This window comes from Klebsiella pneumoniae, assembly GCF_000742135.1.
GTDB classification, from domain to species: Bacteria; Pseudomonadota; Gammaproteobacteria; order Enterobacterales; family Enterobacteriaceae; genus Klebsiella; species Klebsiella pneumoniae.
The window spans coordinates 4,355,274-4,380,745 of the sequence record NZ_KN046818.1 but is presented as its reverse complement, the minus strand read 5'-3'; the positions used below and the strand labels follow the sequence as shown (position 1 = coordinate 4,380,745).

22 protein-coding genes and 1 riboswitch are annotated in these 25,472 nt (G+C 60.0%); of the genes, 7 read left to right on the top strand and 15 right to left on the bottom strand.

What is annotated here, in order from left to right; all coding sequences use genetic code 11:
* The first annotated feature begins 94 nt into the window (after positions 1-94).
* The gene (gene yegS / locus DR88_RS05030) at positions 95-991 is read left to right on the top strand and encodes a lipid kinase YegS (protein ID WP_004151134.1); all 897 of its coding nucleotides are present in this window, start codon (positions 95-97) and stop codon (positions 989-991) included.
* Between the two features lie 244 nt (positions 992-1,235).
* Here yegS and DR88_RS05035 read toward each other — a convergent pair whose 3' ends face one another.
* The 10 genes from DR88_RS05035 to dalD all read right to left on the bottom strand — a co-directional run bounded on the left by DR88_RS05035 (position 1,236) and on the right by dalD (position 12,884).
* Entirely contained in the window at positions 1,236-2,009 is a 774-nt protein-coding gene (locus DR88_RS05035) for an ABC transporter ATP-binding protein (RefSeq protein ID WP_024264506.1), read from the bottom strand.
* A 10-nt stretch (positions 2,010-2,019) separates the two neighbouring features.
* The gene (locus tag DR88_RS05040; RefSeq protein WP_032444047.1) at positions 2,020-2,883 is read right to left on the bottom strand and encodes an ABC transporter ATP-binding protein; all 864 of its coding nucleotides are present in this window, start codon (positions 2,881-2,883) and stop codon (positions 2,020-2,022) included.
* Entirely contained in the window at positions 2,855-3,760 is a 906-nt protein-coding gene (locus tag DR88_RS05045; RefSeq protein ID WP_002912641.1) for an ABC transporter permease, read from the bottom strand. Before DR88_RS05045 ends, DR88_RS05040 begins: the two co-directional genes overlap by 29 nt.
* Complete coding sequence (locus tag DR88_RS05050) at positions 3,757-4,794, bottom strand: ABC transporter permease (protein ID WP_004149062.1); 1,038 nt, start codon at positions 4,792-4,794, stop codon at positions 3,757-3,759. The genes DR88_RS05045 and DR88_RS05050 overlap by 4 nt, the downstream gene beginning before the upstream one ends.
* Positions 4,791-6,413 carry an ABC transporter substrate-binding protein gene (locus DR88_RS05055; protein WP_004899473.1) on the bottom strand — a complete coding sequence of 541 codons (1,623 nt, stop codon included), beginning with the start codon at positions 6,411-6,413 and terminating at the stop codon, positions 4,791-4,793. The genes DR88_RS05050 and DR88_RS05055 overlap by 4 nt, the downstream gene beginning before the upstream one ends.
* Before the next feature lie 119 nt (positions 6,414-6,532).
* Positions 6,533-7,687 (bottom strand): mandelate racemase family protein, encoded by a 1,155-nt coding sequence (locus DR88_RS05060; RefSeq protein ID WP_002912648.1) that lies wholly within the window; start codon positions 7,685-7,687, stop codon positions 6,533-6,535.
* A gap of 297 nt (positions 7,688-7,984) precedes the next feature.
* On the bottom strand, positions 7,985-8,647 hold the full coding sequence (locus tag DR88_RS05065) for an HAD family hydrolase (RefSeq protein WP_004175126.1): 663 nt from the start codon (positions 8,645-8,647) through the stop codon (positions 7,985-7,987).
* A gap of 48 nt (positions 8,648-8,695) precedes the next feature.
* Positions 8,696-9,973 (bottom strand): D-arabinitol transporter, encoded by a 1,278-nt coding sequence (gene dalT / locus DR88_RS05070; protein ID WP_002912654.1) that lies wholly within the window; start codon positions 9,971-9,973, stop codon positions 8,696-8,698.
* A gap of 70 nt (positions 9,974-10,043) precedes the next feature.
* A complete protein-coding gene (xylB, locus tag DR88_RS05075; protein ID WP_004149064.1) occupies positions 10,044-11,507 on the bottom strand; it encodes a xylulokinase in 1,464 nt (487 codons plus the stop codon).
* A gap of 9 nt (positions 11,508-11,516) precedes the next feature.
* On the bottom strand, positions 11,517-12,884 hold the full coding sequence (dalD, locus tag DR88_RS05080) for a D-arabinitol 4-dehydrogenase (protein WP_004184846.1): 1,368 nt from the start codon (positions 12,882-12,884) through the stop codon (positions 11,517-11,519).
* Positions 12,885-13,090: 206 nt separating this feature from the next.
* Here dalD and DR88_RS05085 point away from each other — a divergent pair, with 206 nt between their 5' ends.
* On the top strand, positions 13,091-14,032 hold the full coding sequence (locus DR88_RS05085; protein ID WP_002912679.1) for a sugar-binding transcriptional regulator: 942 nt from the start codon (positions 13,091-13,093) through the stop codon (positions 14,030-14,032).
* A gap of 22 nt (positions 14,033-14,054) precedes the next feature.
* Here the strand turns inward: DR88_RS05085 and DR88_RS05090 are convergent, their stop codons facing one another.
* Positions 14,055-15,056, bottom strand: a complete 1,002-nt coding sequence (locus tag DR88_RS05090) for a LacI family DNA-binding transcriptional regulator (protein WP_004149066.1) — start codon at positions 15,054-15,056, stop codon at positions 14,055-14,057.
* Between the two features lie 254 nt (positions 15,057-15,310).
* Here DR88_RS05090 and DR88_RS05095 point away from each other — a divergent pair, with 254 nt between their 5' ends.
* From DR88_RS05095 to DR88_RS05105, 3 genes are all read left to right on the top strand, one after another.
* The gene (locus DR88_RS05095) at positions 15,311-16,060 is read left to right on the top strand and encodes an SDR family oxidoreductase (RefSeq protein WP_004180592.1); all 750 of its coding nucleotides are present in this window, start codon (positions 15,311-15,313) and stop codon (positions 16,058-16,060) included.
* A 26-nt stretch (positions 16,061-16,086) separates the two neighbouring features.
* Positions 16,087-17,694: an FGGY-family carbohydrate kinase gene (locus DR88_RS05100; RefSeq protein WP_004149067.1), complete on the top strand. Its 1,608-nt coding sequence runs from the start codon at positions 16,087-16,089 to the stop codon at positions 17,692-17,694.
* 81 nt (positions 17,695-17,775) lie between these two features.
* A complete protein-coding gene (locus DR88_RS05105) occupies positions 17,776-19,059 on the top strand; it encodes an RbtT/DalT/CsbX family MFS transporter (RefSeq protein WP_004149068.1) in 1,284 nt (427 codons plus the stop codon).
* Between the two features lie 58 nt (positions 19,060-19,117).
* Here the strand turns inward: DR88_RS05105 and fbaB are convergent, their stop codons facing one another.
* The 3 genes from fbaB to thiM form a co-directional block, all read right to left on the bottom strand.
* Positions 19,118-20,170, bottom strand: a complete 1,053-nt coding sequence (fbaB, locus tag DR88_RS05110) for a class I fructose-bisphosphate aldolase (RefSeq protein ID WP_004149069.1) — start codon at positions 20,168-20,170, stop codon at positions 19,118-19,120.
* Positions 20,171-20,317: 147 nt separating this feature from the next.
* Positions 20,318-21,118: a bifunctional hydroxymethylpyrimidine kinase/phosphomethylpyrimidine kinase gene (gene thiD / locus DR88_RS05115; RefSeq protein ID WP_002912707.1), complete on the bottom strand. Its 801-nt coding sequence runs from the start codon at positions 21,116-21,118 to the stop codon at positions 20,318-20,320.
* A complete protein-coding gene (thiM, locus tag DR88_RS05120) occupies positions 21,115-21,888 on the bottom strand; it encodes a hydroxyethylthiazole kinase (RefSeq protein ID WP_015875043.1) in 774 nt (257 codons plus the stop codon). Before thiM ends, thiD begins: the two co-directional genes overlap by 4 nt.
* A gap of 34 nt (positions 21,889-21,922) precedes the next feature.
* Positions 21,923-22,020, bottom strand: a riboswitch (TPP riboswitch).
* A 185-nt stretch (positions 22,021-22,205) separates the two neighbouring features.
* Between thiM and DR88_RS05125 the strand changes: the two genes are divergently transcribed.
* Entirely contained in the window at positions 22,206-22,628 is a 423-nt protein-coding gene (locus DR88_RS05125) for a universal stress protein (RefSeq protein ID WP_004151130.1), read from the top strand.
* Here DR88_RS05125 and DR88_RS05130 read toward each other — a convergent pair.
* A complete protein-coding gene (locus tag DR88_RS05130) occupies positions 22,625-23,539 on the bottom strand; it encodes a LysR family transcriptional regulator (protein ID WP_004149070.1) in 915 nt (304 codons plus the stop codon). The two genes, DR88_RS05125 and DR88_RS05130, sit on opposite strands and share 4 nt — an antisense overlap.
* A 120-nt stretch (positions 23,540-23,659) precedes the next feature.
* Between DR88_RS05130 and DR88_RS05135 the strand changes: the two genes are divergently transcribed.
* Positions 23,660-25,471 carry an adenine deaminase gene (locus DR88_RS05135; RefSeq protein WP_032443979.1) on the top strand — a complete coding sequence of 604 codons (1,812 nt, stop codon included), beginning with the start codon at positions 23,660-23,662 and terminating at the stop codon, positions 25,469-25,471.
* Position 25,472 lies beyond the last annotated feature (1 nt).

The following is a 25,472-nucleotide window of genomic DNA, read 5'->3' as shown; positions in this document are numbered from 1 at the left end:
CCCTTACGCGGGCTTATTTTTTTGCCTCTCCTCCGGTCTTCGCTTTCGTCATGCGGTACACTTTATGCAACATTGAGCAATAAAGGTTCCCTTGATGATGTCTACGTTTCCTGCCAGCTTACTGATCCTTAACGGCAAAGGTGCCAATGAACCGCAGCTACGCGAAGCGGTTAACCTGTTACGCGATGAAGGGATTGATATTCACGTCCGCGTGACCTGGGAAAAGGGCGATGCCGCTCGGTTTATCGATGAAGCCCTGCAGCTGAACGTTGAAACGGTGATCGCCGGCGGTGGCGATGGCACCATTAATGAAGTGGCGACCGCGCTGGTGGAGCGCGGCGGCAAGATGGCGCTGGGGATTTTACCGCTGGGCACGGCTAACGACTTTGCCACCAGCGTCGGTATTCCGCAGGACCTGGCCAGCGCCCTCAAGCTGGCGATCGTCGGCCGCGATGTGCCGATAGATATCGCCCGGGTGAATGATAAAACCGGCTTTATTAATATGGCGACCGGCGGGTTCGGCACCCGGATCACCACCGAAACGCCGGAAAAACTCAAGGCCGCGCTCGGCGGTGTCTCTTATTTAATCCACGGTCTGATGCGCATGGATACCCTGAAGCCGGACCGCTGCGAGATCCGCGGGGAGAACTTTCACTGGCAGGGCGATGCGCTGGTCATCGGCATCGGCAACGGCCGCCAGGCCGGCGGCGGCCAGCAGCTGTGCCCGGAGGCGTTGATTAACGATGGTCTGCTGCATCTGCGCATTTTCACCGGCGAAGAGCTGATCCCTGCCCTGTTCAGCACCCTGGCGAATCCGGAAAACTCGCCGAATATTGTTGACGGTGTCTCCTCGTGGTTTGAAATAACCGCGCCCCATGAGATGACCTTTAACCTCGACGGCGAGCCGCTCAGCGGCAAAACCTTCCGTATGGAGCTGTTACCGGCGGCCCTGCGCTGCCGGCTGCCGCCCGACTGCCCGCTGCTACGCTGATCAGGCTTCGCAAAGCAAAGACGGCGCCCGGCTGGTATACAGCAGCCGGGTTCGTTGATTGAGCCTCTGAATGTTAAGGTAAAACGGCACCTGCGGCTGCAGGGAAAAAACCTGGGCAGGATATCGATCCAAACACCGCGCTTACATTAATAGACGATACCCACAATCACAAAAAAAAACCATAACATCAAAAAGTTACTTATTAAAATGGGCGCATCTGCCGTGAGACAATGCGCCATAAAGCTTAGTATTCCGCCACCTCGCGCGCCATTTCGCGCGTATATTGCCGACTGGCGTTAACCAGCATCTGCGTATAGGCCGTCTGCGCCTGGCCGCTGACCAGCGCATCGACCGTCAGGGTTTCGAGGATCTTCCCGTACTGCATTACCGCCACTTTCTGGCATAAGTGGGCAATAACCCCAAGATCGTGGGTGACCATCAGGTAAGTGAGCTTAGCCTCCCGCTGCAGTTCCGCCAGCAGGTTAAGGATCTCAGCCTGCACCGACACATCCAGCGCCGACGTCGGCTCATCCAGCAGCAGCACCTGAGGCTCAAGAATCAGCGCTCTGGCTATCGCCACGCGCTGCCGCTGCCCGCCGGAGAGCTGATGCGGATAGCGCTCGCGAAAGGCGCGGTTGAGGCCAACTTTATCCAGCAGCACATTGATCCGCCGGTCGCGGTCGTTGATACGATGGATCTGCAGCGGCTCTTCGAGGATATCGCCAATGGTGTGACGGGGATGCAGCGATCCGTAGGGGTCCTGAAATACCATCTGCACCTGACGGCAGCGCTCGCGGCTAATTTCATGCCCTAAGGGCTGAGCATTGATGGTCAGTTCCCCCTGCCAGTGGGTAAACAGCCCCGCCAGGCACTTGAGCACCGTCGTTTTACCGGAACCGGACTCTCCTACCAGACCGTAGATCTCGCCGGGCTTAACGTGGAAACTGACGTCATACAGCACCTGGTTACGCTTCTCCCCCTCGCCAAACGCGAGGTTGAGATGTTGAACTTCAATCATTATCCGCTCCTTAATCCGTTAACCAGCTGGCCTGACGCTGCAGCACCGGCAGTATCGGGCGACGATGCTGCATATCCGGCAGCGAGTTAATCAATCCCTGAGTGTAGGGGTGACGGGCGTTATCGAGATCTTTAGCGGCGATGGACTCCACTACCCGTCCGGCGTACATCACCAGCACCCGGTCGCAGAAGCTGCGCACCAGGTTGATATCGTGGCTGATAAAAATCAGCCCCAGCCCGCGCGACTGAACCAGGTCATCCAGCAGGCCCAGCACCTGCAGGCGCACCGACACGTCCAGCGCGGAGGTGGGCTCATCGGCAATGATCAGCTCCGGGTCGGTAATCAGCATCATGGCGATCATGATGCGCTGCCCCTGTCCGCCGGATATTTCATGCGGATAAAGCTGATAAACGCGCTCCGGCTGGCGAATACGCACCACCTCCAGCATCTCCAGCGCCCTGGCTTTCGCCTCATCTTTGCGCCCGGGATGATGAGTAAGCCAAGCCTCGGCGATTTGCTTACCCACGCAGACCACCGAATTCAGCGAATATTTCGGATCCTGCATAATCATCGAGATACGTTTGCCGCGTACGCCGCGCATCTGCGCTTCGCTAAGATGCTGCAGATCGAGGTCGGCAAACTGCATCCGGCTGGCGCTGACGCGGGCCTTTTTCGGATGCAGCTGCAGCAGCGCGCGCCCAACGGTGGACTTACCCGAACCGGATTCGCCGACAATGGCCAGCTTCTCATGCCCCAGCTGGAAGGAGACGCCGCGCACGGCGTGGGTCACCGCGCTACCGTTAACAAAGTCGACGCACAAATCGCGCACGTCGAGCAGCGGTGCATTATTCACTACGGGGATCGAGGATGTCACGTAGGCCATCTCCTAAGAAGTTGAACGCTAAGCTATTGATCAAAATCGCCAGCCCCGGAATGGTTACGACCCACCAGCACTCCATCATATAAGTGCGCCCGCTGGAGATCATCGCTCCCCACTCCGGCTCTGGCGGCTGCGCGCCGAGGCCGAGAAAGCCTAGGCCGGCCGCGGTCAGAATGATCCCGGCCATATTCATGGTGATACGGATAATGACCGAGGGCAGACACAGCGGCACGATATGGCGCCAGAGGACGCGGGCCGATGAAGCGCCCTGCAGACGCACGGCGGAGATAAAATCAGCCTGGCGCAGAGAGAGCGTTTCGGCGCGCGCCAGACGGGCAATCGGCGGCCAGGCGGTCAGCGTGATGGCGATAACCACGTGCTCCAGCCCCGGTCCTAAAGCGGCGACAAACGCCAGCGCCAGGACCAGACTCGGGAAGGAGATGAAAATATCGGTGACGCGCATCAGCACCATATCGACTTTACCGCCGAAATAGCCGGCACTGACGCCCAGCAGCAGTCCGAGCGGACCGACGGTCACCGAGACCAGCAGCACGATATAGAGCGTGATGCGGGAGCCGTACACCAGGCGACTAAAGATATCCCGGCCAAACTCATCGGTGCCGAACCAGTGCTGCGCATTCGGCGCGACCAGCGCACTATTCAGGTCCTGTACCAGCGGGTTATAAGGCGCAATCAGCGGCGCGAAAATCGCCACCACCAGCAGCAGAAAGATAATTCCTCCGCCGATGGCCGTGAGCGGATTGCGCGCCATTTTGCCGATAAACCCGACGGCCCGCGCCGCCGCGCGTTGCAGCCGCTGACGGCCTTCGCCCGCACCACCCGAAAGCGGCGAATCCAGAGAAACGGTCATGATTTTGTCCTCGGGTCAAAGAATTGATACAGCATGTCGGAGAGCAGGTTGAGCATCACGAAGATCACCCCCACCAGCAGCACGCAGCCCATCACCGCATTCATATCGCCCAGCAGCAAGCTTCCGGTAAGGTAGGAGCCAAACCCCGGCCATGAGAAGACGGTTTCAATCAGCACCGCGCCTTCCAGCAGCGCGCCGTAGGCCAGCGCCACCACCGTCAGCAGTTGCACGAGGATGTTACGAAACGCATGGTTCCAGATAACCTGGCGCTCGGTCAGCCCTTTCACCCGGGCGGTAATAATGAACTCCTGCGACAGCTGGGCCAGCATAAAGCTGCGGGTCATACGGCTGATATAAGCCAGCGAGTGAAAACCCAGCAGCGAGGCGGGAAGAATCAGATGATTAATGGCGTTCCAGAACACCTGGCCGTTGCCGGCCAGCAGCGCATCAACGGTCATCAGCCCGGTGCGGCGCGGCACCACACCATCCAGCCCGAGATCTACCCTCCCGGCGCCGCCTACCCAGCCAAGCCAGGCATAGAACACCAGCAGCCCCATCATCCCGACCCAAAAGATCGGCGTCGAGTAGCCCGCCAGGCTGATAATGCGTACCACATAATCGGAGACGCTATTGCGCCGCGCCGCCGCCAACACGCCCAGCGGAATACCAAGACCCGCGCCGACAATAATCGCCATCGTTGCCAGCTCCATGGTGGCCGGGAAGACGCGGATAATATCGTCCACCACCGGTTTCCCGGTCAGCAGCGCGTTGCCCAGATCGCCGTGCAACAGGTTGACGAAATAGATGCCAAACTGGGTGGTCAGCGATTTATCAAACCCCAGCTGCTGGTAAACCTGCTGATAGGTACTCTGGTCAGCATCCGGGCCGACAATCGCCAGCACCGGGTCGATGGGCATGACGCGGCCAATGGTAAAGGTCAGCAGCAGCAGGCCGAACAGTGTAATCACCACCTGCAGTAGCCGTTTTGATAAGCGCCGGCCGCGTGAGCCGGGCGCAAGGATTGCGGTACTCATCCTTTCTCTCCTTCGCGGACTTTATAGACGTCACGCAGAAAAGTGGTGGCGGAGGGGTGCGGCTGATACTCCCGTACCTCGTTGCGCACGACGACCGAATCAACCATCTGCGAAAGCGGAATTAAAGCCGGAACCAGCTGGTCGTAGCGTGTCTGGATGGCCTGGTAGTCAGCCACCTGTTTTTGCGGATCGCGTTCCAGCAGGGCCTGGTCAATCATCGTATTCAGTTGCGGGTCGTAAAAACCGGTACGCCAGCCCTGGAAGTTGGTCAGGCGCGCCTTATCGCTGTTATCCGGGTTATAGACCAGCGCGCGCAGGCTGGAGTGCGGATGGGGCTCCATCCCGCTGCCGCCGCGACCTACCAGCAGGTCAAATTTACGCTCGCGCATTGCGCCGTAGATCTGGTTACCAGTGCCGGTGATGATTTTGGCGTTAATCCCCGCCTGCATCAGCGTCGACTGCACGGCGATAGCGATGTTAAGAAATGGCTGATCGGAGAGTACCCGCAGCGTGGTATCAAAGCCGTTGGGATATCCCGCTTCCGCCAGCAGCTTTTTCGCCCGCGCCACATCCAGCCTGTAGCCGGGATCGGGTAGCGTGGACGGCATTCCCGCTTTGATAGGCCGCTGGTGCAGCACGCCATAGCCCGGCATCAGCGCTTTATTGATACCCTGGTAATCAATCAGAAAGCGCACCGCCTCGCGCACTTTCGGATTGGCGAAGTGCGCCTCTTTCATGCTCATCGCCACGTAGTACATGGTGCCGCGCTGCACCGCATCGACGGTCAGCTGCGGATCGCTGCGCAGGGCGTTGATATCGGAAACCGCCATATTGTTGGCAATATCAAGGTCGCCTTTTTCGATCATCAGGCGCAGAGTTTGCGACTCCTGGAAATGACGCAGTACCACGCGGCTCATTTTCGCCTCGCCGCGCCAGTAGTCAGGGTTGCGCTTCATGCGCAGCACATCTTTCGCCTGCCAGGTTTCGAGGATAAACGGCCCTGAACCGGCTTCATGGGTGGTTAGCCAGCGGTTACCCCAGTCGTTATCCTGCTGATGGCTTTGCACCGTTTTACTGTCCAGCACTCCGAGGTTGCCCAGCGCCGCCAGCGAGTAAATCACCAGCTGCGGATCGTTATCTTTGGGTAATACGATTTGCACCGTGAAGCGGTCCGGCGCGCTGACCTGGCTGTCAATATTTTTCTTACTGAAGCCATAGGATTTCCATACTGAGGCCTGGGCCAGGTTGAGGTGCAGGATGCGCCGCATTGACCACACGACGTCGGCGGCGGTCAGCGGGTTGCCGGAGTGAAACTTAACGTCATCGCGCAGATGAAAGGTCAGGGTTTTGCCGTCGGGGCTGATATCCCAGGATTTCGCCAGCGCGGGCCTGACGGTGGTGAGCTGCTCAGGGTCAAGCTCCACCAGCGAGTCGTAGAGGTTGACCACGATCCCCACCACTTCGTTACCGGTCATCGCCGCCGGGTCAAGGGTGAGCAGGTTATTCATATTCATGCCGATGATCAGCTGGTCGGGCGGCGTTTTCGCCACCGCCTCCCCGCTCCCCATCGACATGGCGAGCGCGAGAATACACGCTCCCAGTAAGGAGGTTTTTTTCATATCTCTGTTTGCCTGTACTGTAGGGTACATGTTGCCGGATGGCGGCATTTTCGGCTTATCCGGTCTACCGGGCCGCAGGCTCGATAAGCGCAGCGCCATCGGGTATTTATTTTTTTAAATCAGTCGTGGCTAACGGTATTGGCTTCGATATACGCAAAATTAATGTCTTCACCGAGACCCGGACGTTGTGACAAATGCACAAATCCCTGGTCATCCATCGGGTCGACAATGCTGTTGAGATAGGCCGCCGGTTCATCGTAGTCGAGGAACGGATGCAGCAGGCCGCGCTCGTACCAGCGGCAGTTGCGGATCGCGCCCACCACCGCCAGGCTTGCCGCTCCGTTGCCGTGGACTTCGCAATCCATGCCGAAAGATTCCGCCAGCGCCGCCACCTTCATGGTCGGTGTAATCCCCCCCACGCCGTTAGCGCCGGCGCGCAGAATGTCGCAGGCCCCGGCTTTCACCCATTCGGCGCGCATGTGGTGCTTGCCGCCGAAGCTCTCCGGCCCGACGATGGGAATCGACAGGTTTTCCGCCAGCCACGCATAGGAAGACATCGAATCCTCCTCCATCGGCTCTTCAAACCAGGCGAAATTGAGTTTTTCCAGCTCTTTGCCGATCCACAGCGCCTCGGCGCGGCTGTACCAGTGATAGCCATCAATCATCAGGTCAATATCCGGCCCTACGGCTTCGCGCACCGCCGCGCAGGCTTTAATGTCCATTTTGGGATTGGGCGCAAAAGAGATTGGCGGCATCCAGGTGTGCAGTTTGATGGCCTTGTAGCCGCGGGCGACCAGCTTCTCAGCAAAAGCGGCATACTCTTCCGGGGTCGACAGGCCGCCCGGCAGATCGTCGCCGCACATGGTGCTACCGTAAGCCGGGACAGTGTCGCGATAGCCGCCGAGCAGCTTATAAACCGGCATCTTAAGGCTGCGGCCGATCAGGTCCCACAGCGCCTGTTCAACAAACGACAGCGCGCGCTCCGTTAGCTGATGTGCGCTGCCGCGCTGCCAGTGGTTAAGATCCTGCCAGATACGCTCACGGTTAAACGGGTCCTGTCCCACCAGCACTTTGCGAAAAAAAGTATTCACCACGAACGGGCGCACGACTTCCGGAGGAGCAAACGAAAAGCCCTGCGCTCCATCATCAGCGGTGATGGTCAGCATCGCCATTTTGGCCATGCTTTCAACCCCCGGATGGGAGTGCCCGGCGCTGTCGGAAACCCGACGAGTGGGATATTGGAAAACGGTGACATTTACAGATTCAATTTTCATGCTCGGTCCTTATCACGGCCAAATCCGATCGACATAAGCAGATCGGCAAAGCGGTTTCACATTATTGAAAATACGTTTCAATATATAATCTAAGCACAACTTCGTAGTAGTGCCTCGGACAAACACCGCTAAGCAAGGCCATAAATTTGGGCATTGGCACAACAAGACGTGACTGTTTTCACAAAAGATGAGCGAAATGTGAGGCAGATCGACCAGGAGAAAAAAGGGCGTGAGCGCAGAGAAAAGATTAACCGACCAGCTACATCCCGGGAATGTCTGCGCCCACAAATGGCTGACTTAAACCGCCGCCGCTGGCTCCGCGCTAAGCGCTTCCAGCAGTTCAGGTAAGGTTTGATAGCGGCCAGCGGCGGCCTGAAAACGCGCGTGCTGGCTATCTTCTGCAATCACTATCGTGGCAATCCCCGCCGACTGGGCCGCGCAAAAGCCGGTAAAGCTATCCTCAATCACCAGACACTGGCTGGCGTTGAGATTGAGCTTCCGCAGCGTCGTGAGGTACACCGCCGGGTGCGGTTTGCCGCGTGGTTCATCATCCGCGCTGGAGATCGCGTCAAAAAAGTGCCAGAGCGAAAGCTTGTTCAGCACAGCGGCAATAACCTGACGAGATGATGACGTGGCGAGCGCAATCTTATAACCCGCTTCGCGAAAATAGCGTAACGCCTCCTGCACCCCGCGCATCGGTTCGCCTTTCGCGGCAATCAGACGGGTGATGCGCTGCAGGATCGCGTCTTCAAGCCGCTGTGGAGCGAGATCAAGCTGAAAATAGCGGCACCAGGTGCCGGCAATGTCGTCGAGGCGCTTGCCCTTGGTCAGGGTTTCACATTCAGCAACGCTCGCCGTTGCCCCCCACTGCGCGAGGGCGTCAATCTGCGCCTGACGCCACAGCGCCTCGGAATCAATAATCACGCCATCCATGTCAAAAATAACCGCCTGCATACTCATTCGTTCACCTCATTAAGGCTGGCATGAAGCGCATGCCAGCCGCAGTACCTACGAGAATTCAACCTGCTCGCGGGCGGTTGCTTCCTTGTGGGAGAACCCCGGCTGCTCCACGCGGATAAAGGCGCAGAGGAAAAAGGCCACCACGTACAATGCGGTATAGGCGATCACCACCCCGATGGTGCTGAAGAACGGCAGCAGCACCACGGCAATCGCCGGCGCGAGAAAGTTCGACATCCCCGCCGACAGGTTATAGACCGAAATGGCCGCGCCTTTATGCTTCGGCTCCAGCGCCGGGAACACGGCCGCCAGCGGCACGAAGGCGGCGACAAAGATCCCGAGGGCGATGGCGGGGATCAGCGCCATCGCAAAGCTATGGCCAAAGTGCTGAGGAATGTAGTAAAACGCCAGGCTGGAGAGCGCCATCCCGATGCAGCCGAACCAGCGCACCACCTTCATCCAGCCCAGTTTTTCCCCGAGGATCCCCCACAGCACGTTAGAGAAAATGGTGGTGAAGAAGAAGACTGCCCATACCTGGAGCCATTCTGAAGTGCTGAAGCCCAGCTCATCGACAAACATCATCGGCATAATCACCGCAAAACCGAACAGCGAGAGGGTATTGATAATCCTCACCATGCTCGACAGCAGAATATTGCGGTTGGTATAGAGCAGCGTCGCGGCGCGTCCCAGCTCGGAAAACTTCTCACGGGTGGTGAGATTCTGCATATGCTGCGGCGTTTGAATATGGCGCAGGGAAACCAGGGCAATCACGCCCCCGGTAAGGCAGAAGGCCAGCGCCAGCCACAGGGTGCCCATTTCGCCAATGTGCGGAATGGTAAAGCTCGGAATATAGCTGCCGAAGACCCCGATGCCGATGGAATACACCGCCCAGAACCAGCCGATGGCCGAGCTGGCGTTGTCGCTTTTGACGTTATGGACAATCGCCACGATAAACGAGTAGAGGAACAGCGGATAGGCGAAGCCGCGGATGCCGTAGAAAAGCAGGATCAGCGCATAGTTGGCGTGACCGAGGCCGAAAACGAGGAACAGCACGTGGAATACGCACCACAGCACGAAGCCAATCATCATCGTTTTCAGCGGGGTGATAATTTCCGCCACCACGCCGGAAATCCACGCCGACAGCGCAGCGGCCAGGCCGTAGAGGGTAAAGGCAAAGGAGGCCTCCGCCGGAGAGAAGCCGAGCGCTTTGATATAGTGCGACAGAAAGGCTAATTCAAAACCGTCGCCGGTCATAAATACGGCAATGGCGATGTATCCCCAGAGCAGGTTCAGGGGTAAACCGAGCCACTGTTTATTATTGATAGACATAATGACCTCGTTTTCAGGGTACAGGGTGGCCGCTCCGCGACGTGCAACGAAGCGGCGGTTATGATGAAAATCAGTGCTGTCGATAGTGCAGATCGTTTAAATACAGGGCCTTAAACTGCGCGTAGCGTTGCATCAGGGTGTGGTGGCGAATGGGATCCGCACGCCAGGTCTGCCAGACTTCCGGTTTTTCACACACCGCGGCAATGGGTTTGCCCGCCGCCAGGCAGGCCAGCCGCGCCGCGCCCAGCGCGCCTCCGGTCTCTCCGCCTTTGTGGGTCACCACCGGCATAGCGAGAATATCGGCCAGCAGCTGGGCCCAGAACGGGCTGCGGGCGCCCCCGCCCACCAGCGAGCACTGCGCGATCGGTGTCCCGCTCTCTTTCAATGCCTGCAGGCCGTCGTTGATCCCAAAGCTCACCCCCTCCAGCACCGCGTAGCCGAGCTGCGCGCGCAGGCTGGCGTGGGTCATGCCCCAGAAGATGCCGCGGGCGTCAGGATCGTTATGCGGGGTTCGTTCCCCGGAGAGATAGGGCAGGAAGAACGGCGCGTTGGCTTTATCCTCCTCGCTTAGCTCGGCAATCTCCGCCAGCAGCGCCACCTCCGTGGTGCCGGTCAGGCGGCAGAACCACTGCAAACAGCTGGCGGCGCTCAGCATGACGCTCATCTGGTGCCACAGGTTCGGCAGCACGTGACAAAACGCATGTACCGCCGACTGCGGCGCCGGACGATAGGCATCGGTCACCACAAACAGCACCCCGGAGGTGCCGAGCGAAATAAACGCATCCCCCGGCGAGACCGCGCCGACGCCAATGGCGCTGACCGCGTTATCCCCCCCGCCCCCGGCCACCACCACCGAGGCGTTCAGCCCCCAGCGGGCAGCCACCTGCGGGTCAAGGGTGGCGGAAATCTCGCAGCCTTCGACCAGCGTCGGCATTTGGCTACGCGACAGGCCGCACTTGTCCAGCAGAGCGTCGGACCAGTCGCGCTTCGCCACGTCCAGCCACAGCGTCCCGGCGGCGTCCGACATATCGGAGACTTTCTTCCCGGTCATCCGGTAGCGCAGATAATCCTTGGGCAGCAGCACCGTGGCGGTGCGCTGAAAGTGCTGCGGCTCATGACGGCGCACCCACAACAGCTTCGGCGCGGTAAAGCCCGGCATCGCCAGGTTGCCCGCCACCTGATGCAGCTCCGGCGCCATCGCCTCCAGCTCGGCGCACTCTGCGGCGCAGCGGGTGTCGTTCCACAGAATGGCCGGACGGATCGCCTGCCCCTCTGCATCCAGCAACACCGCGCCGTGCATCTGCCCGGAGAGGCCAATCGCCTTAATGGCCGGCCAATGCTGGGCGCATTTTTCCCGTAGCGTGGCCATCAGGTACTCCGTCGCCTCCCACCATAGCTCCGGCGCTTGTTCTGACCAGTGCGGATGAGGCCGCTGAATACTCAGCGGCGCGCTATGGCTGGCGATAACCTCATGGTTCTCATCAATGACCAGCGCTTTGACTTCCGATGTGCCGAGATCGATACCCAGATACATAGCCACCTCTTAGTTAATCAGCGTGTAAACGGCGGCGACTTTCTCGCGCATCAGCGCCAGGAAATCCGCGTTGTTGGCGAGATCACCAAACAGGGCTTTATCGCGCGCGTAGACAGCCACCGGATCCTGAGCCTCGAACATCTCATGCACCGCCTGCGCATCCAGGATGCCGTCCTGGTACTGATACGGCAGAGTTCCCTTGTGCCACTGCTCCATAAAGACGAAGAACAGCGCCGGCAGCATGGCGGTCGCTTCCGGGCGGACGCCGCGCTGGTAGCACTCCTGCAAGGTTGGCGCGATCATCGCCGGAATTTTCGAGAAGCCGTCGGCGGCGACGCGCTGGTTGGTGTCCTGGATATAGGGGTTGGTAAAGCGCTTAAGCACCACATCCCGGTAGGTCGGCAGATCAATGCCGTTATCGCCGAGACACGGAATAACGTCCTCCGTAACGTAGCGGTCGGCAATGGCGTAGATAACATCGGTCAGCGTGCTTTCATGAATATACTGCTGGCCGATTAAGGTTCCCGCCCAGGCAATGCAGCTGTGCGACGCGTTCAGAATACGGATTTTCGCCTCTTCATACGGGATGACCGACTCCACCATCTCCACGCCGACTGCCTCCAGATTCGGGCGGACATCGCGGAAGTTGTTCTCCACTACCCACTGGATAAAGGTCTCCCCCATCACCGGCGCTTTGTCATCAATTCCGGTTTGCGCTTTGATGCGGGCCGGCAGATCGGCCGCCGGACGCGGGGTGATGCGGTCCACCATGGTGTTCGGACAGGTGGTATTGGCCGCCATCCAGTCAATCACCGCCTGTTTGCCGGTGAGCTGCAGGAACTCGACCATACCGTCGTGGAAACGCTCGCCGTTATGGCGCACGTTATCGCAGTTGAGCAGGGTCAGCGGCCCGGCGTTGTCGGCCATGCGCTTTTCCAGGATCCGCGCGAGGGTGCCGTAAATGGTTTTGCACTCGCCTTGCAGGTCGGCCTGCAGATCGGGGTTGCTGGTTTCCAGCCGATGGCGAGTGTTCAGGTAGTACCCTCCTTCCGTCACGGTAAAGGCGATAACTTTGGTCTGCGGGTTTGCCCCTTCGTTAATCAGCGGCTGTAGCCCGGCCTGCCACGGTAGCAGTTTCTGGATTGAGGTGATCTCTTCATATTCGCGCTCCCCTTCCGGGCTGACGGTCTCGAGGACGTAACGTCCTCCCTGCGCCGCCAGCGCCTGGACCACCTGCTCGGCGTCGTTGCGAATATTCCCCGCCGCGATGCGCCAGCGATTATCCCCGGAAGCAATCAGACGATGCAGATACCACGCCTGATGCGCGCGATGAAAAGAACCCAGACCGATATGAAGCCATGTGAATTGATTGTTCATGTTCTGCTCTCCTTGAGTTGATGGCGCCACTGTAATTGATCATTTGACCTAAATAAGAGCCATAGATCACAAAAGAGCAATTACCCAATTAAATTACAAATGACCAGAAAAGAGCAAAAGCTTGCCAGTTATGCCAACCACGGCGAGAATGCGGGTATTCGCCGGGCCAATTGCGTGCCCTGGCCAGCAACTTAGGGCGGGGAACCATGAGTAAAGAAGACGATATCCGATTGGATCAGAAGGTGCGTGCCGCATGGATGTACTACATCGCCGGCCAGAATCAGAGCGAGATTGCCAGCCAGCTGGGCACCTCCAGACCGGTGGTGCAACGGCTGATCGCCGCCGCGAAAGAAGAAGGGATTGTGTCAATTAATCTGCACCATCCGGTAGCGAACTGCCTCGATTATGCGCAGTTGCTGCAGGAAAAATACCGCTTGATCGAGTGCAATGTGGTCCCCGCCTTTAGCGAAGAAAGCACCCTCGACAGTGTGTCATTTGGCTGCTATCAGCTGATGGCTCGCTATCTGCAGGATGATAAAGAGAAAATTATCGGTCTGGGCTCGGGCCTGACCCTGAAAAAAGCGCTGCAGCGCATCGATTTTGACAGCCTGAATACCCGCTGCGTGGCGCTGATCAGCGCCATGAACGCCGACGGGCAGTGCAATTATTACGATGACGTGCCCCTGCTGCTGACCCGCAAAATTAAGGCCAAGTACTATCAGTGGCCGGCGCCGCGCTACGCCCAGAGCGCGGAGGAGCATGAGATGTGGTGCACCAACCGCTTATTCCGCAGCGTCTCCGGCGTCGCCCAAGAGGCGGACGTGATTTTTGTCGGCATTGGTCCGCTGGGCACGCAAAGTCCGATCTTTAAAGACGGCTTTATCAATCAGGCGCAGATGGATGAGCTGACCGCCCGCGGCGGCATCGGGGAAATCCTCGGGCGGTTTATTGATGCGCAAGGCGACGTGGTAGACAGCGAGATCAACCGCATGATCACCAGCTATGATATCCGCCAGAGCCACTGCCCGCGGATTGCCGCTGCCTGTGGAGAACATAAACGACCGGCGATCCTGGCCGCCCTTAAAGGCGGCTGGATCAATGGCCTGGTGACCGATGAGCATACCGCCCGCTGGCTGCTGACGCGGTAACGTTTAACAGCCAGACAGCGACTCAGCTGCTGCTCATCAGTCGCGGGGGAATTTCAATCCGCTGCTGGCTGGCTTCGCCGGCGTCAATAATCGAAAAAACAGCGTCCAGCATCGCCGGCACGTCCTGCTGCACCATGTCGATATCGTGCCCCAGCAGGTAGACAAAAGGATCCCAGTCGAAGCAGCCCATCGGCGGCTGCTCGCTGCCGGTCAGACCCACCTGCGACAGCCAGCGCACAACCCCTTCCAGGGATATCGTCGAGTTAACAAATATCCCCTGCAACAGCGTCTTCTCGCTGCTAAACCGCTCCTGCAGGCAGGCCTCAACGTGGCCTTTCGAATAGCCGGGAGCCAGAATATTCGCCTGCGGCACGCTAAGCCCCAGCTCGCGATGCGCATCGTGGAAGCCGCGTAAACGCTCGCTGGTGTTATGGTCGCTGCTGCGCCCGCCGATAAAGGTCAGCGGCGCCAGCTCTCCGCGGCGGCGGGCGCTATTAGCCAGGATCTTATGAGTCAGCGCTTTCGCGCCGCCGTAGTTATCCGAAATCACCGACGGCGAGAGAGAGCCCGGCAGGTCGAGATTGACCGTTGGCACGCCCGCCTGCTGGCATAGCGCGGAAATTTTATCCGGATTGGTCGCCCCGGTCGCGACCACCCAGTCAACCTGCCAGGAGAGCATCGCCTTTACCGCTTCGATCTCCAGTTCCGGACGCCGGCGCGTACAGGTGATAATCGGCAGCAGGCCGCGCTCGCGGGCCATCTCCTCAAAGCGTTCGGCGATGGAACCGAAGTAGTGGTTATCATATTTGGGGATAATCATACCGATGACGTGTGATTTTTTACTGCGCAGCATGCTGGCCTGACGGTTAATCGCATAGCCCTGCTCCTCGGCAATCCGCGTCACCTTTTCCGCAAGCTTGGCGCTGATGCGGCGCTTTTTCCAGTTACCGTTGAGGATAGCGCTCACCGCGCTCGCCGAAACGCCGGAAAGTTCCGCCAGGTCGTAAATCGTTATCTTCTTCATTTTTCCAACTTGCGTCACAAAATCATGTCGCTGTTAATTTCCCCACTTGCTCAATCGATGAAGCGAGAGCAACATAGCTTCATCGATTGAGCATCCTTTTCACGCCAGGAAGTACGCGCGCATACCGCCTCAACATGCCAGCAAGCCTGAATTAAGATGCTGATATTCAATATGTTACCAGATTTAGTCTATCACCTCGAACGTGATGCCCTCGCGTTCGATAGTTTTAACCAGACACGGCAAAGGATTATAAAATGAACCACTCTGTCTCCTCTATGAATACTTCCCTCAGCGGTAAAGTCGCCGCGATCACCGGCGCGGCGTCCGGTATCGGCCTCGAGTGCGCGAGGACCCTGCTGGGGGCTGGCGCGAAAGTGGTGCTGATCGACCGCGAAGGCGAAAAGCTCAACAAACTGGTCGCCGAACTTGGCGAAAACGCCTTCGCCCTGCAGGTCGACCTGATGCAGGCGGACCAGGTCGATAACCTACTGCAGGGCATTTTGCAGCTTACCGGGCGTCTCGATATCTTCCACGCCAACGCCGGCGCCTATATCGGCGGGCCGGTGGCCGAGGGCGACCCGGACGTCTGGGACCGCGTGCTGCACCTTAATATCAACGCCGCCTTCCGCTGCGTGCGCAGCGTCCTGCCGCATCTGATCGCGCAAAAATCCGGGGATATTATCTTCACCAGCTCGATCGCGGGCGTGGTGCCGGTGATCTGGGAGCCTGTCTATACCGCGTCGAAATTCGCGGTGCAGGCATTTGTGCACACCACTCGTCGCCAGGTGGCGCAGTATGGCGTGCGCGTCGGCGCCGTACTGCCGGGCCCGGTGGTTACCGCTCTGCTGGACGACTGGCCAAAAGCCAAAATGGACGAAGCGCTGGCCAACGGCAGCCTGATGCAGCCGATTGAAGTGGCGGAGTCGGTGCTGTTTATGGTGACGCGTTCGAAAAACGTCACCGTACGCGACATTGTGATCCTGCCGAACAGCGTGGATCTCTGACCCTGGCCAACCTGTGAGAGGATGTGATGCAAAACGATACGCAAAACATTATTGGCGTGGATGTCGGTTCGGGCAGCGTGCGCGCCGGGATATTCAATCTACGGGGCGAGCTCCTCGCCCACGCGACCCGGGAAATAACCCTGTTTCGCAGCGCCGGAAATAAGGTCGAGCAGTCGAGCCGTGAGATCTGGCAGGCGGTGTGCTACTGCATTAAAACGGCGGTGGCCAACGCCGGCGTTTCGCCGTCGTCGATAGCCGGGATCGGCTTCGATGCCACCTGCTCGCTGGTGGTGATTGGCGATAACGATGCGCCGCTGGCGGTCGGGCCTTCGGACGATGCGGACCGCAACATTATTGTCTGGATGGATCATCGCGCCACCGGGCAGGCGGAAAAGATCAATGCCACGGGCCACCCGGTACTGCGGTACGTTGGCGGCAAAATCTCGCCGGAGATGCAAACGCCGAAAATTTTGTGGCTGAAGGAGAATCGCCCGCACATCTATCAGCAGGCGCGCCACTTCTTCGACCTCGCCGATTACCTCACCTGGCGCTCAACCGGCGATGAAGCCCGCTCGGTCTGCACGGTGACCTGTAAATGGACCTATCTGGCGCATGAACAACGCTGGGATGCCGGTTACTTCCGCCAGATTGGCCTCGAAGAGCTGGCGGATGAAGATTTTGTCCGCATCGGCCAGCGGATTGTCGATCCAGGCACCCCCTGCGGCGACGGCCTTTGCGCCACGGCGGCAGAGGAGATGGGCCTGCCGATCGGCACGCCGGTGGCGGTGGGGATGATTGACGCCCACGCGGGCGGCATCGGTACCGTCGGCGTGCTTAACGGCGCGGTCAACAATATGGCCTATGTCTTCGGCACTTCTTCCTGCACCATGACCACCACTCAGGAAGCGGTATTCGTCCCGGGCGTCTGGGGCCCTTACTATTCGGCGATGGTGCCGGGCTACTGGCTAAGTGAAGGCGGGCAAAGCGCCGCCGGCGCGGCTATCGACCAGCTGCTGAGCTTCCATCCGGCGGCGGCGGAAGCGCGCGAGCAAGCGAAAGCCGCAGGCGTCCCTCTACCGGTCTGGCTGGCGGATCGCGTTCTGACGCAAGTTGCTTCGCCTTCTGAAGCGGTAACGCTGGCCGCCGGTCTGCACGTCGTTCCGGAGTTTCTCGGTAATCGCGCGCCGCTTGCCGATCCCCACGCGAAAGCGCTGATTGCCGGGCTGGGGATGGAGCGGGACCTGGATAACCTGACCGCGCTGTACGTTGCCGGCTTATGCGGGATTGGCTATGGTCTGCGACAGATCATTGACGCCCAGCGCGCCTGCGGAATTGAGAGTGAAAATATCGTCATCAGCGGCGGAGCCGGGCAGCATCCGCTGGTGCGTCAGCTGTTGGCCGACGCCTGCGGCGTTAGCATCGTGAGCACCGCCAGCCGCGAGCCGGTGCTGTTAGGTTCCGCCATCCTCGGCGCGGTGGCGGGCAGAGTCGCGGCTTCGCTGCCGGAGGCCATGAAGCAGTTTACTCAGGTGGATGCCACCTATCACAGCGAGACGGCGTTTAGCCCGCTTCATCAGCGCAGGTATGCGGCCTATAAGGCGCTACAACAGGCCGGCAGGCTGATTCGCGAATAACATACCTCCTTATTTTATAACAATAATGCTCCGCTGCTGTGCAGCGGAGACACTCATCTGCACTCTGAAATCGAGGTCAACATGTCCGTTAATAACAAACAGTGGTACGGTCTACCGCTCAACCTCATCTGGGGATATGTCGCCATCGCCGTGTTTATGACCGGCGACGGCTTTGAGCTGGCTTTTCTGTCGCACTACATCAAAGCACTCGGATTCACCCCGGCGCAGGCTTCCTTTGCCTTTACTCTCTACGGTCTGGCTGCCGCCCTGTCGGCGTGGGTCTCCGGCGTGGTGGCGGAAATCATTACCCCACGCAAGGCCATGCTGATTGGCTTCGTGCTGTGGTGTGTATTCCACGTACTGTTCCTCGTCTTCGGCCTCGGTCGCGCCAACTATGCGCTGATCCTGCTGTTTTATGGCATCCGCGGCCTGGCCTACCCGCTGTTCCTCTACTCCTTTATCGTCGCCATTATCCACAACGTCCGCAGCGACAGTTCCAGCTCCGCGCTGGGCTGGTTCTGGGCGGTCTACTCGGTGGGTATCGGCGTGTTCGGCAGCTATATTCCGAGCTTTACCATTCCCCACATTGGCGAAATGGGCACCCTGTGGCTGGCGCTGCTCTTTTGCGCCACCGGCGGCATTATTGCGTTGGTGTCGATGCGTCATACCGAAACGCCGCGCCATATGCAGAACCTGACCACTCGTGAAAAACTCGCCGAACTGGGGCGCGCGGCGACGCTGCTCTATACCAACCGCAGCATTCTGTTCTCGAGCATTGTGCGCATTATCAACACCCTGTCGCTGTTTGGTTTTGCGGTGATCATGCCGATGATGTTTGTTGATGAGCTGGGATTTACCACCTCGGAATGGCTGCAGGTATGGGCGGCATTCTTCTTCACTACTATCTTTTCGAACGTTTTCTGGGGGATTGTGGCGGAGAAAATGGGCTGGATGAAGGTTATCCGCTGGTTCGGCTGCATCGGGATGGCGCTTTCCAGCCTGGCGTTCTATTACCTGCCCCAGCACTTCGGCCATAATTTTGCCATGGCGCTGGTACCGGCTATTGCCCTGGGGATTTTTGTCGCCGCGTTTGTGCCGATGGCGGCGGTGTTCCCGGCGCTGGAGCCGAACCATAAAGGCGCGGCGATTTCGGTCTATAACCTGTCAGCCGGGCTGTCGAACTTTCTGGCGCCGGCGATTGCCGTGGTACTGCTGCCCTACTTCAGCACTATCGGCGTGGTAATAGCCTATACCGCCTTATATATTCTGGCCTTCTTCCTGTGCCCGTTAATCCGCGTTGAACAGCCTAGCTTTACCAGCGATCAGCATGCGAAACCGTTTACCGCCAACGCGGCAGAGTCTTAATAAACCGCATCTGGTACAAACAATGCGCAATCCGGGCGGTGCCGCCCGGATTTTTGCCTTATGCGATAGTCACTTTGCCATCCAGATAAACATCCTGCACGGCATTGATCAGCTTCACGCCGTCGGCCATCGATTTCTTAAACGCTTTGCGGCCCAGGATCAGCCCCATGCCGCCGGCGCGTTTATTGATCACCGCCGTGCGCACCGCGTCGGCAAGGTCGGTCTCCCCGCCCGCCGCGCCGCCGGAGTTGATCAGCCCGGCGCGGCCCATATAGCAGTTGGCCAGCTGGTAGCGCACCAGATCGATGGGGTTATCGCTGGTCAGTTTGCTGTACACCCGATCGTCGGTATAGCCGAAGTTAACCGCTTTGTAGCCGCCGTTATTCTCCGCCATCTTTTGCTTAACGATATCGGCGCCGATGGTAGCCGCCAGGTGGTTGGCCTGACCGGTCAGGTCAGCGGAAACATGATAGTCGACGCCGTCTTTCTTGAACCCCGAATTGCGCAGATAGGCCCACAGCACGGTGACCAGGCCCAGCTCATGGGCCCGCTCAAAGGCGGCGGAAATCTCTTCTATCTGACGACGCGATTGTTCTGAGCCGAAATAGATCGTCGCTCCCACGGCCACCGCCCCCATATTGAACGCCTGCTCAACGCTGGCGTAGAGGGTCTGGTCGTATTCGGTGGGGTAGCTCAGCGTTTCGTTATGGTTGAGCTTCACCAGGAAAGGGATGCGATGCGCGTAGCGGCGCGACACCGAGGCCAGCACGCCGTAGGTCGACGCCACGCAGTTACAGCCGGCTTCGATCGCCAGCTCGACGATATTTTTCGGATCAAAGTACAGCGGGTTGGCGGCAAAGGACGCGCCCGCCGAGTGCTCCACGCCCTGGTCAACCGGCAGAATGGAAAGGTAGCCGGTTCCCCCCAGGCGTCCGGTATTGTACAGGGTCTGCATATTGCGTAGCACCGCCGGTGGTCGGTTGTTATCCACCATCACCCGATCAACATAATCTGCGCCAGGCAGATACAGCTGGTCGGACGGAATGGTTATACAACGGTGCTGCAACAGGCTCTCGGCATCTTTGCCCAGCAACTGCGTAATATCAGTCATAGCAATCTCCCGTAAGGCCGGCCGAAGCCGGCGTGCATTATCCCAACCCAATTTTTTTGGGCAGGTTAAGCCTGGTACCGACTTAGGCTATTTTCCAGCCGGGGGGCCATTTTTTCAGGAGATTCTGCTGTCCCGTTGCGCTGCCATTTACCACCAGGCGTGGAAATGGTGCACCGGCCCGATACCGTGGCCCACCTCCAGAGAGTCGGCCTGCGCCAGAGCCGCCGACAGCCAGGCCTTCGCCTCGATAACGGTGGCCGCCCAGTCCGCGTGACGCGGGCGCAGCGCCGCCAGCGCGGCGGAGAGCGTACAGCCGGTGCCGTGGGTATTTTTGGTCTGCACTCGCGGCGCGGTGAACCGCTGTTCCCCTTCGCGGGTGAAGAGCCAGTCCGGGCTTTCGGCATCGTCGAGATGGCCGCCCTTCATCAATACCGCGCCGCAGCCCAGCGCCAGCAGCGCCCGCCCCTGCTCCAGCATTTCCCGTTCGTTACGCGCATGGGGAGCATCGAGTAGCGCGGCCGCTTCCGGCAGATTGGGGGTGATCAATGACACCTGCGGCAACAATCGTTGACGCAGGGTCTCCACCGCCGAAGCCGACAGCAGCGGATCGCCGCTTTTCGCCAGCATGACGGTATCCAGCACCACGTTGGCCACCCGGTAGCGCGCCAGCCGCTCGGCCACGGCTTCCACAATATCGGTCTCCGCCAGCATGCCGATTTTGGTGGTATCGATACGCACATCGCTGAACACCGAGTCGAGCTGCGCGGCCACAAAATCCGGTTCGATGCGATAGACCGACTGTACGCCGCGGGTATTCTGCGCCACCAGGGCGGTGATCGCCGAGCAGCCATAGGCCCCCAGCGCGGAGAAGGTTTTCAGATCGGCCTGGATACCGGCCCCGCCGCTGGGATCGGTGCCGGCGATGGTCAGGGCGTTGATGCGTTTCATCCCTGCACCTCCTGATACAGCGCGTCGAGAAACGCCGGAATAAAGCTGCCTGGGCCTCCCTGACGGGCGGCGATCGCCCCGGCCTGCTTCATCAGCCCGCAGGCGGCGGCCACGTTTTCCAGCCGGTCTCCCGGCAGCGCCGCGCTCGCCGCCACCACCGCCGACAGCGCGCAGCCGGTGCCCACCACCCGGGTCATCAGCGGATTGCCCCCCGCCACGCTGAGCACCCGCTCGCCGTCGGTGACGTAGTCCACCTCGCCAGTGACCGCCACCACGGTAGCCAGCCGACGAGCCAGCGCCTGGGCCGCCGGCAGCGCCGCAGCGGCCGTATCGGTGGTATCTACCCCGCGCCCACCGGCGCTCATCCCGGCCAGCGCCAGAATTTCAGAGGCATTGCCGCGAATGGCCGCCGGCTGGAGGGCCAGCAGCTCGTGACAAAAGGCAGTGCGCACGGTCAGGGCGCCGACCGCCACCGGATCCAGCGTCCAGGGCTTGCCGGCCTGACGGGCGTGCTCCACCGCGGCGCGCATCGCCACGGCGCGATCTTCGGTCAGGGTACCGACGTTAATTAACAGCGCATCGGCGATAGCGGCAAACTGCGCCGCTTCGCGGGGATCGATCACCATCGCCGGCGAGGCGCCGACGGCCAGCAGAACATTGGCGGTAAAGGTCTGCACCACGTCATTAGTCATGCAGTGCACAAGGGGGGAATGGGCGCGCAGCAGATGGCGCAGGTGCGCGACAGGCGCGGGATTCAACAGCTCAGGCATAGTTTGCTCCCGCCAGACGAGGTAGAAGCAATGACCCTGCGGTCTCTGACTTCCCTACGCTGGCATTATCCAGATCAGGTGGTACGGGTATTTCTCAGCCTTCAACGAAGAAGGGCACCCCGAGTCAAAATAGTGAAATTGTTAAGCGTTGTGGAATTTACCGCAACTCACCGGTTCATACAACAAGCCTTTAGCCCTGGATACGACACCTTCGCGGCCATCATGCTCATCAGGCAACCGGACGGGATTGCATTCCGCTGCTGGCGGGCGGAAAATAATGACATCATGCGCTATTTAGCCTACCGAGGATATACGCCATGGCCGTTTATCACCATGCGCTGGTACTGATTAACAGCAGTCAGGACGGCGTCCCGCTGCTCCAGCATGCCGCCAGAATGGCAGAAGAGAACGGCATGCGCATCACCATCGCCCACATCAGCACCGATTACCGGGCGCTGAACTATGTTTCCGACAGCCTGCGCGACGATCGGGTCTCGCAGGAGGTGATCCAGGCCAAGGCCCTGCTCAACGAGCTGGCCTGCACCGTCTCCCTGCCGGTGGATACCCTCTCGCTGGTGACCACCCGCCGGTTTGAAGACGTGGAAACCTGCGTTCGGCAGCGGCAGATCGATTTAATTATTGCCGGGCACCATAACCGGCTGCTGGGCGTCCTCTCCTCACACTCGCTGGAGTACATCAACCACTTAAACCTGGACGTACTGATCAAGCACCTGCCCTAGCGCAAGGCGGCCTGCAGCAGAGAAAAACAGTCTTCAATAAGCGGGGGCAGCGCCTGCGGGCCGCGCATCAGGGCCACCGTACGGGTCAGCGCCGGCTGCTGCAACTGGGCGACCTGGAGCGCCGGGTCCTGCAGATGGGTGGTGTACAGCGCCGGCAGAATGGCCACCGCTAAGCGCGAGCGCACCAGGCCATACAGGGTTTCGATATAGTCCACCTGGTAGCGGGTGGTCAGCGTCAGGCGATGGCTCTCCACTAATGCCGCCACCAGCCGTTGAATAGTGCCCTTCGAGAAGACGGCAATATCCCGCCCCACCAGCTGCTTCCACGGCAAGTGCGCCTGCGCGGCCAGCGGATCGTCGCGGTGCAGCACCGCCACAAAGGGATCTTCGCGCAGCGGATAGACCAGCAGTTCAGCAGGCACTGAGCTGTCGATCGCCCCGATACCGAAATCAATCTCGCCGCGCAGCAGCGCCTGGATAAGCGCATCGTTGGTCTGATCGTGAAATTCAATGCGCAGACGCGGAAAGGCCTGGGCCAGGGTCTGCGGCAGCAATGGGAACAGCAGCGAACTGACCGACGGCACCAGACCGATGCGCACAGTCCCGTCGCCGCCCGCCTCGACAATCTGCTGCATATCGGAAAAGGCCGCCTGCGCCACGCTGAGGATCCGCTGGGCGTGGGGTAAAATCGCCGCCCCCAGTTCAGTCAGAGTGACCGTCGCAGCGGTACGGTTGACCAGCTTACCGCCGAGTACCGTTTCAATCTGCCGCAGGGCGCTGCTCAGCGCCGGCTGGCTAATCGCCAGCCGACTGGCGGTATCGGTAAAATGGCGTAGCTGGGCCAGGGTGACGAAATACTGAAGCTGTTTAAGAGAGAGCGCGGGCAGCCGCTGCCAAGGTTCGTTCATCATCGGGTTCGCTACGGTGGTCCTGCACAATAACCCGAGCTTATCGGGTGATAAATTTATTCATCTGGGCAAACGTTTGCTGTGCCCCTAGAGTATCCGCATTATCCTTGTGCCGGAGTGGTTATGTCCAGCAATGCTCAAGTCCGCCGTCGCACCGTGCAGGCCGCGCGCGGTGAATCCCCGTTTGATCTGCTGCTGATCGATGCGCAGATCGTCGATATGGCCACGGGCGAAATTCGCCCCGCTGACGTCGGTATCGTCGGCGAGATGATCGCCAGCGTCCACCCGCGCGGCAGTCGCGAAGACGCCCATGAAGTGCGTTCCCTGGCCGGTGGCTACCTGTCCCCCGGCCTGATGGACACCCACGTGCACCTCGAAAGCTCGCACCTGCCGCCGGAGCGCTATGCGGAAATCGTTCTCACCCAGGGCACCACCGCAGTGTTCTGGGATCCGCATGAGCTGGCCAACGTCCTCGGCGTCGCTGGCGTGCGCTATGCGGTGGACGCCAGCCGCCATCTGCCGCTGCAGGTGATGGTCGCCGCCCCGTCCAGCGTCCCCTCCACGCCGGGTCTCGAAATGTCCGGCGCCGATTTTGCCGGCGCGGAGATGGAGACCATGCTCGGCTGGCCGGAAGTGCGCGGCGTGGCGGAGGTGATGGATATGCACGGCGTGCTGCACGGTAGCGAGCGGATGCAGGAGATTGTCCAGGCCGGTCTCAACAGCGGCAAACTGATTGAAGGCCACGCCCGCGGCCTGAGCGGCGCTGACCTGCAGGCCTACCTCGCCGCCGGCGTCACCTCCGATCATGAACTGACCTCGGCGGACGACGCGCTGGAAAAACTGCGCGCCGGGCTGACGATCGAGATCCGCGGCTCGCACCCCTATCTGCTGCCGGATATCGTCGCGGCGTTAAAAACGCTGCCGCACCTCTCCTCGCAGATCACCGTCTGCACCGATGACGTGCCGCCGGATATGCTGCTGGAGAAAGGCGGGATCATCGCCCTGCTTAACCTGCTGATCGAGCACGGTTTACCGGCGGTCGATGCGCTGCGATTCGCCACCCTCAACGCCGCTATTCGCCTGCAGCGCCACGATCTTGGGCTGATTGCCGCCGGGCGGCGCGCCGATCTGGTGGTGTTTGATTCCCTGGAGAAACTGGTGGCCCGCGAAGTCTACGTTGGCGGTAAGCTGCTGGCCCGCGCGGGCAACCTGCTGACACCGATCGCGCCCGCCGCGGGCGTCACGCCGCCGCGCGATACTTTGCAGATCGCCCCCCTCCGCGCCGATGACTTTATTCTGCGCGTCCAGGGCATTCGTCACGGCATCGCCCGCCTGCGCCATATCCGCGGCGCGCGCTTCACCCAGTGGGGCGAAGTGGAAGTGCAGGTTCGTGACGGGAAAGTCCAGCTACCCGCCGGCTTCAGTCTGATCTGGGTCAAGCACCGCCACGGCCGCCATCAGGCGACGCCGCAAATCGCCCTGCTTGAAGGCTGGGGTGAGCTGCGCGGCGCCATCGCCACCAGCTACTCCCACGACTCGCATAATCTGGTGGTGCTCGGGCGCGACGCTAATGATATGGCGCTGGCGGCCAACCAGCTTATCGCCTCCGGCGGCGGGATGGCGCTGGCGCAACAGGGCGAGATCCTTGCCCATGTGGCGATGCCGATTGCCGGCATGCTGTCGGATCTCCCGGCCGCGGAACTGGCGCGTCAGTTTCGCGAGCTGCGCGATCTGAGCAGCCAAGTCGCCGACTGGGAGCCGCCGTACCGGGTCTTCAAGGCCATTGAAGGCACCTGCCTTGCCTGTAACGCCGGGCCGCATTTAACCGATTTGGGTCTGACCGACGGCGGCAGCCGCCAGATAGTCGACCCGTTGATAGCCTGCCGGGAGATCCCGGAGCCAACCGATCACAACAATAATCCTCAGGGAGCCTGAG

Coding starts and splice junctions, on each gene's coding strand:
- yegS (WP_004151134.1), top strand. CDS start 95: ATGATGTCTACGTTTCCTGCCAGCTTACTGATCCTTAACGGCAAAGGT.
- DR88_RS05035 (WP_024264506.1), bottom strand. CDS start 2,009: ATGATTGAAGTTCAACATCTCAACCTCGCGTTTGGCGAGGGGGAGAAG.
- DR88_RS05045 (WP_002912641.1), bottom strand. CDS start 3,760: ATGACCGTTTCTCTGGATTCGCCGCTTTCGGGTGGTGCGGGCGAAGGC.
- DR88_RS05050 (WP_004149062.1), bottom strand. CDS start 4,794: ATGAGTACCGCAATCCTTGCGCCCGGCTCACGCGGCCGGCGCTTATCA.
- DR88_RS05055 (WP_004899473.1), bottom strand. CDS start 6,413: ATGAAAAAAACCTCCTTACTGGGAGCGTGTATTCTCGCGCTCGCCATG.
- DR88_RS05060 (WP_002912648.1), bottom strand. CDS start 7,687: ATGAAAATTGAATCTGTAAATGTCACCGTTTTCCAATATCCCACTCGT.
- DR88_RS05065 (WP_004175126.1), bottom strand. CDS start 8,647: ATGAGTATGCAGGCGGTTATTTTTGACATGGATGGCGTGATTATTGAT.
- dalT (WP_002912654.1), bottom strand. CDS start 9,973: ATGTCTATCAATAATAAACAGTGGCTCGGTTTACCCCTGAACCTGCTC.
- xylB (WP_004149064.1), bottom strand. CDS start 11,507: ATGTATCTGGGTATCGATCTCGGCACATCGGAAGTCAAAGCGCTGGTC.
- dalD (WP_004184846.1), bottom strand. CDS start 12,884: ATGAACAATCAATTCACATGGCTTCATATCGGTCTGGGTTCTTTTCAT.
- DR88_RS05085 (WP_002912679.1), top strand. CDS start 13,091: ATGAGTAAAGAAGACGATATCCGATTGGATCAGAAGGTGCGTGCCGCA.
- DR88_RS05090 (WP_004149066.1), bottom strand. CDS start 15,056: ATGAAGAAGATAACGATTTACGACCTGGCGGAACTTTCCGGCGTTTCG.
- DR88_RS05095 (WP_004180592.1), top strand. CDS start 15,311: ATGAACCACTCTGTCTCCTCTATGAATACTTCCCTCAGCGGTAAAGTC.
- DR88_RS05100 (WP_004149067.1), top strand. CDS start 16,087: ATGCAAAACGATACGCAAAACATTATTGGCGTGGATGTCGGTTCGGGC.
- DR88_RS05105 (WP_004149068.1), top strand. CDS start 17,776: ATGTCCGTTAATAACAAACAGTGGTACGGTCTACCGCTCAACCTCATC.
- fbaB (WP_004149069.1), bottom strand. CDS start 20,170: ATGACTGATATTACGCAGTTGCTGGGCAAAGATGCCGAGAGCCTGTTG.
- thiD (WP_002912707.1), bottom strand. CDS start 21,118: ATGAAACGCATCAACGCCCTGACCATCGCCGGCACCGATCCCAGCGGC.
- thiM (WP_015875043.1), bottom strand. CDS start 21,888: ATGCCTGAGCTGTTGAATCCCGCGCCTGTCGCGCACCTGCGCCATCTG.
- DR88_RS05125 (WP_004151130.1), top strand. CDS start 22,206: ATGGCCGTTTATCACCATGCGCTGGTACTGATTAACAGCAGTCAGGAC.
- DR88_RS05130 (WP_004149070.1), bottom strand. CDS start 23,539: ATGATGAACGAACCTTGGCAGCGGCTGCCCGCGCTCTCTCTTAAACAG.
- DR88_RS05135 (WP_032443979.1), top strand. CDS start 23,660: ATGTCCAGCAATGCTCAAGTCCGCCGTCGCACCGTGCAGGCCGCGCGC.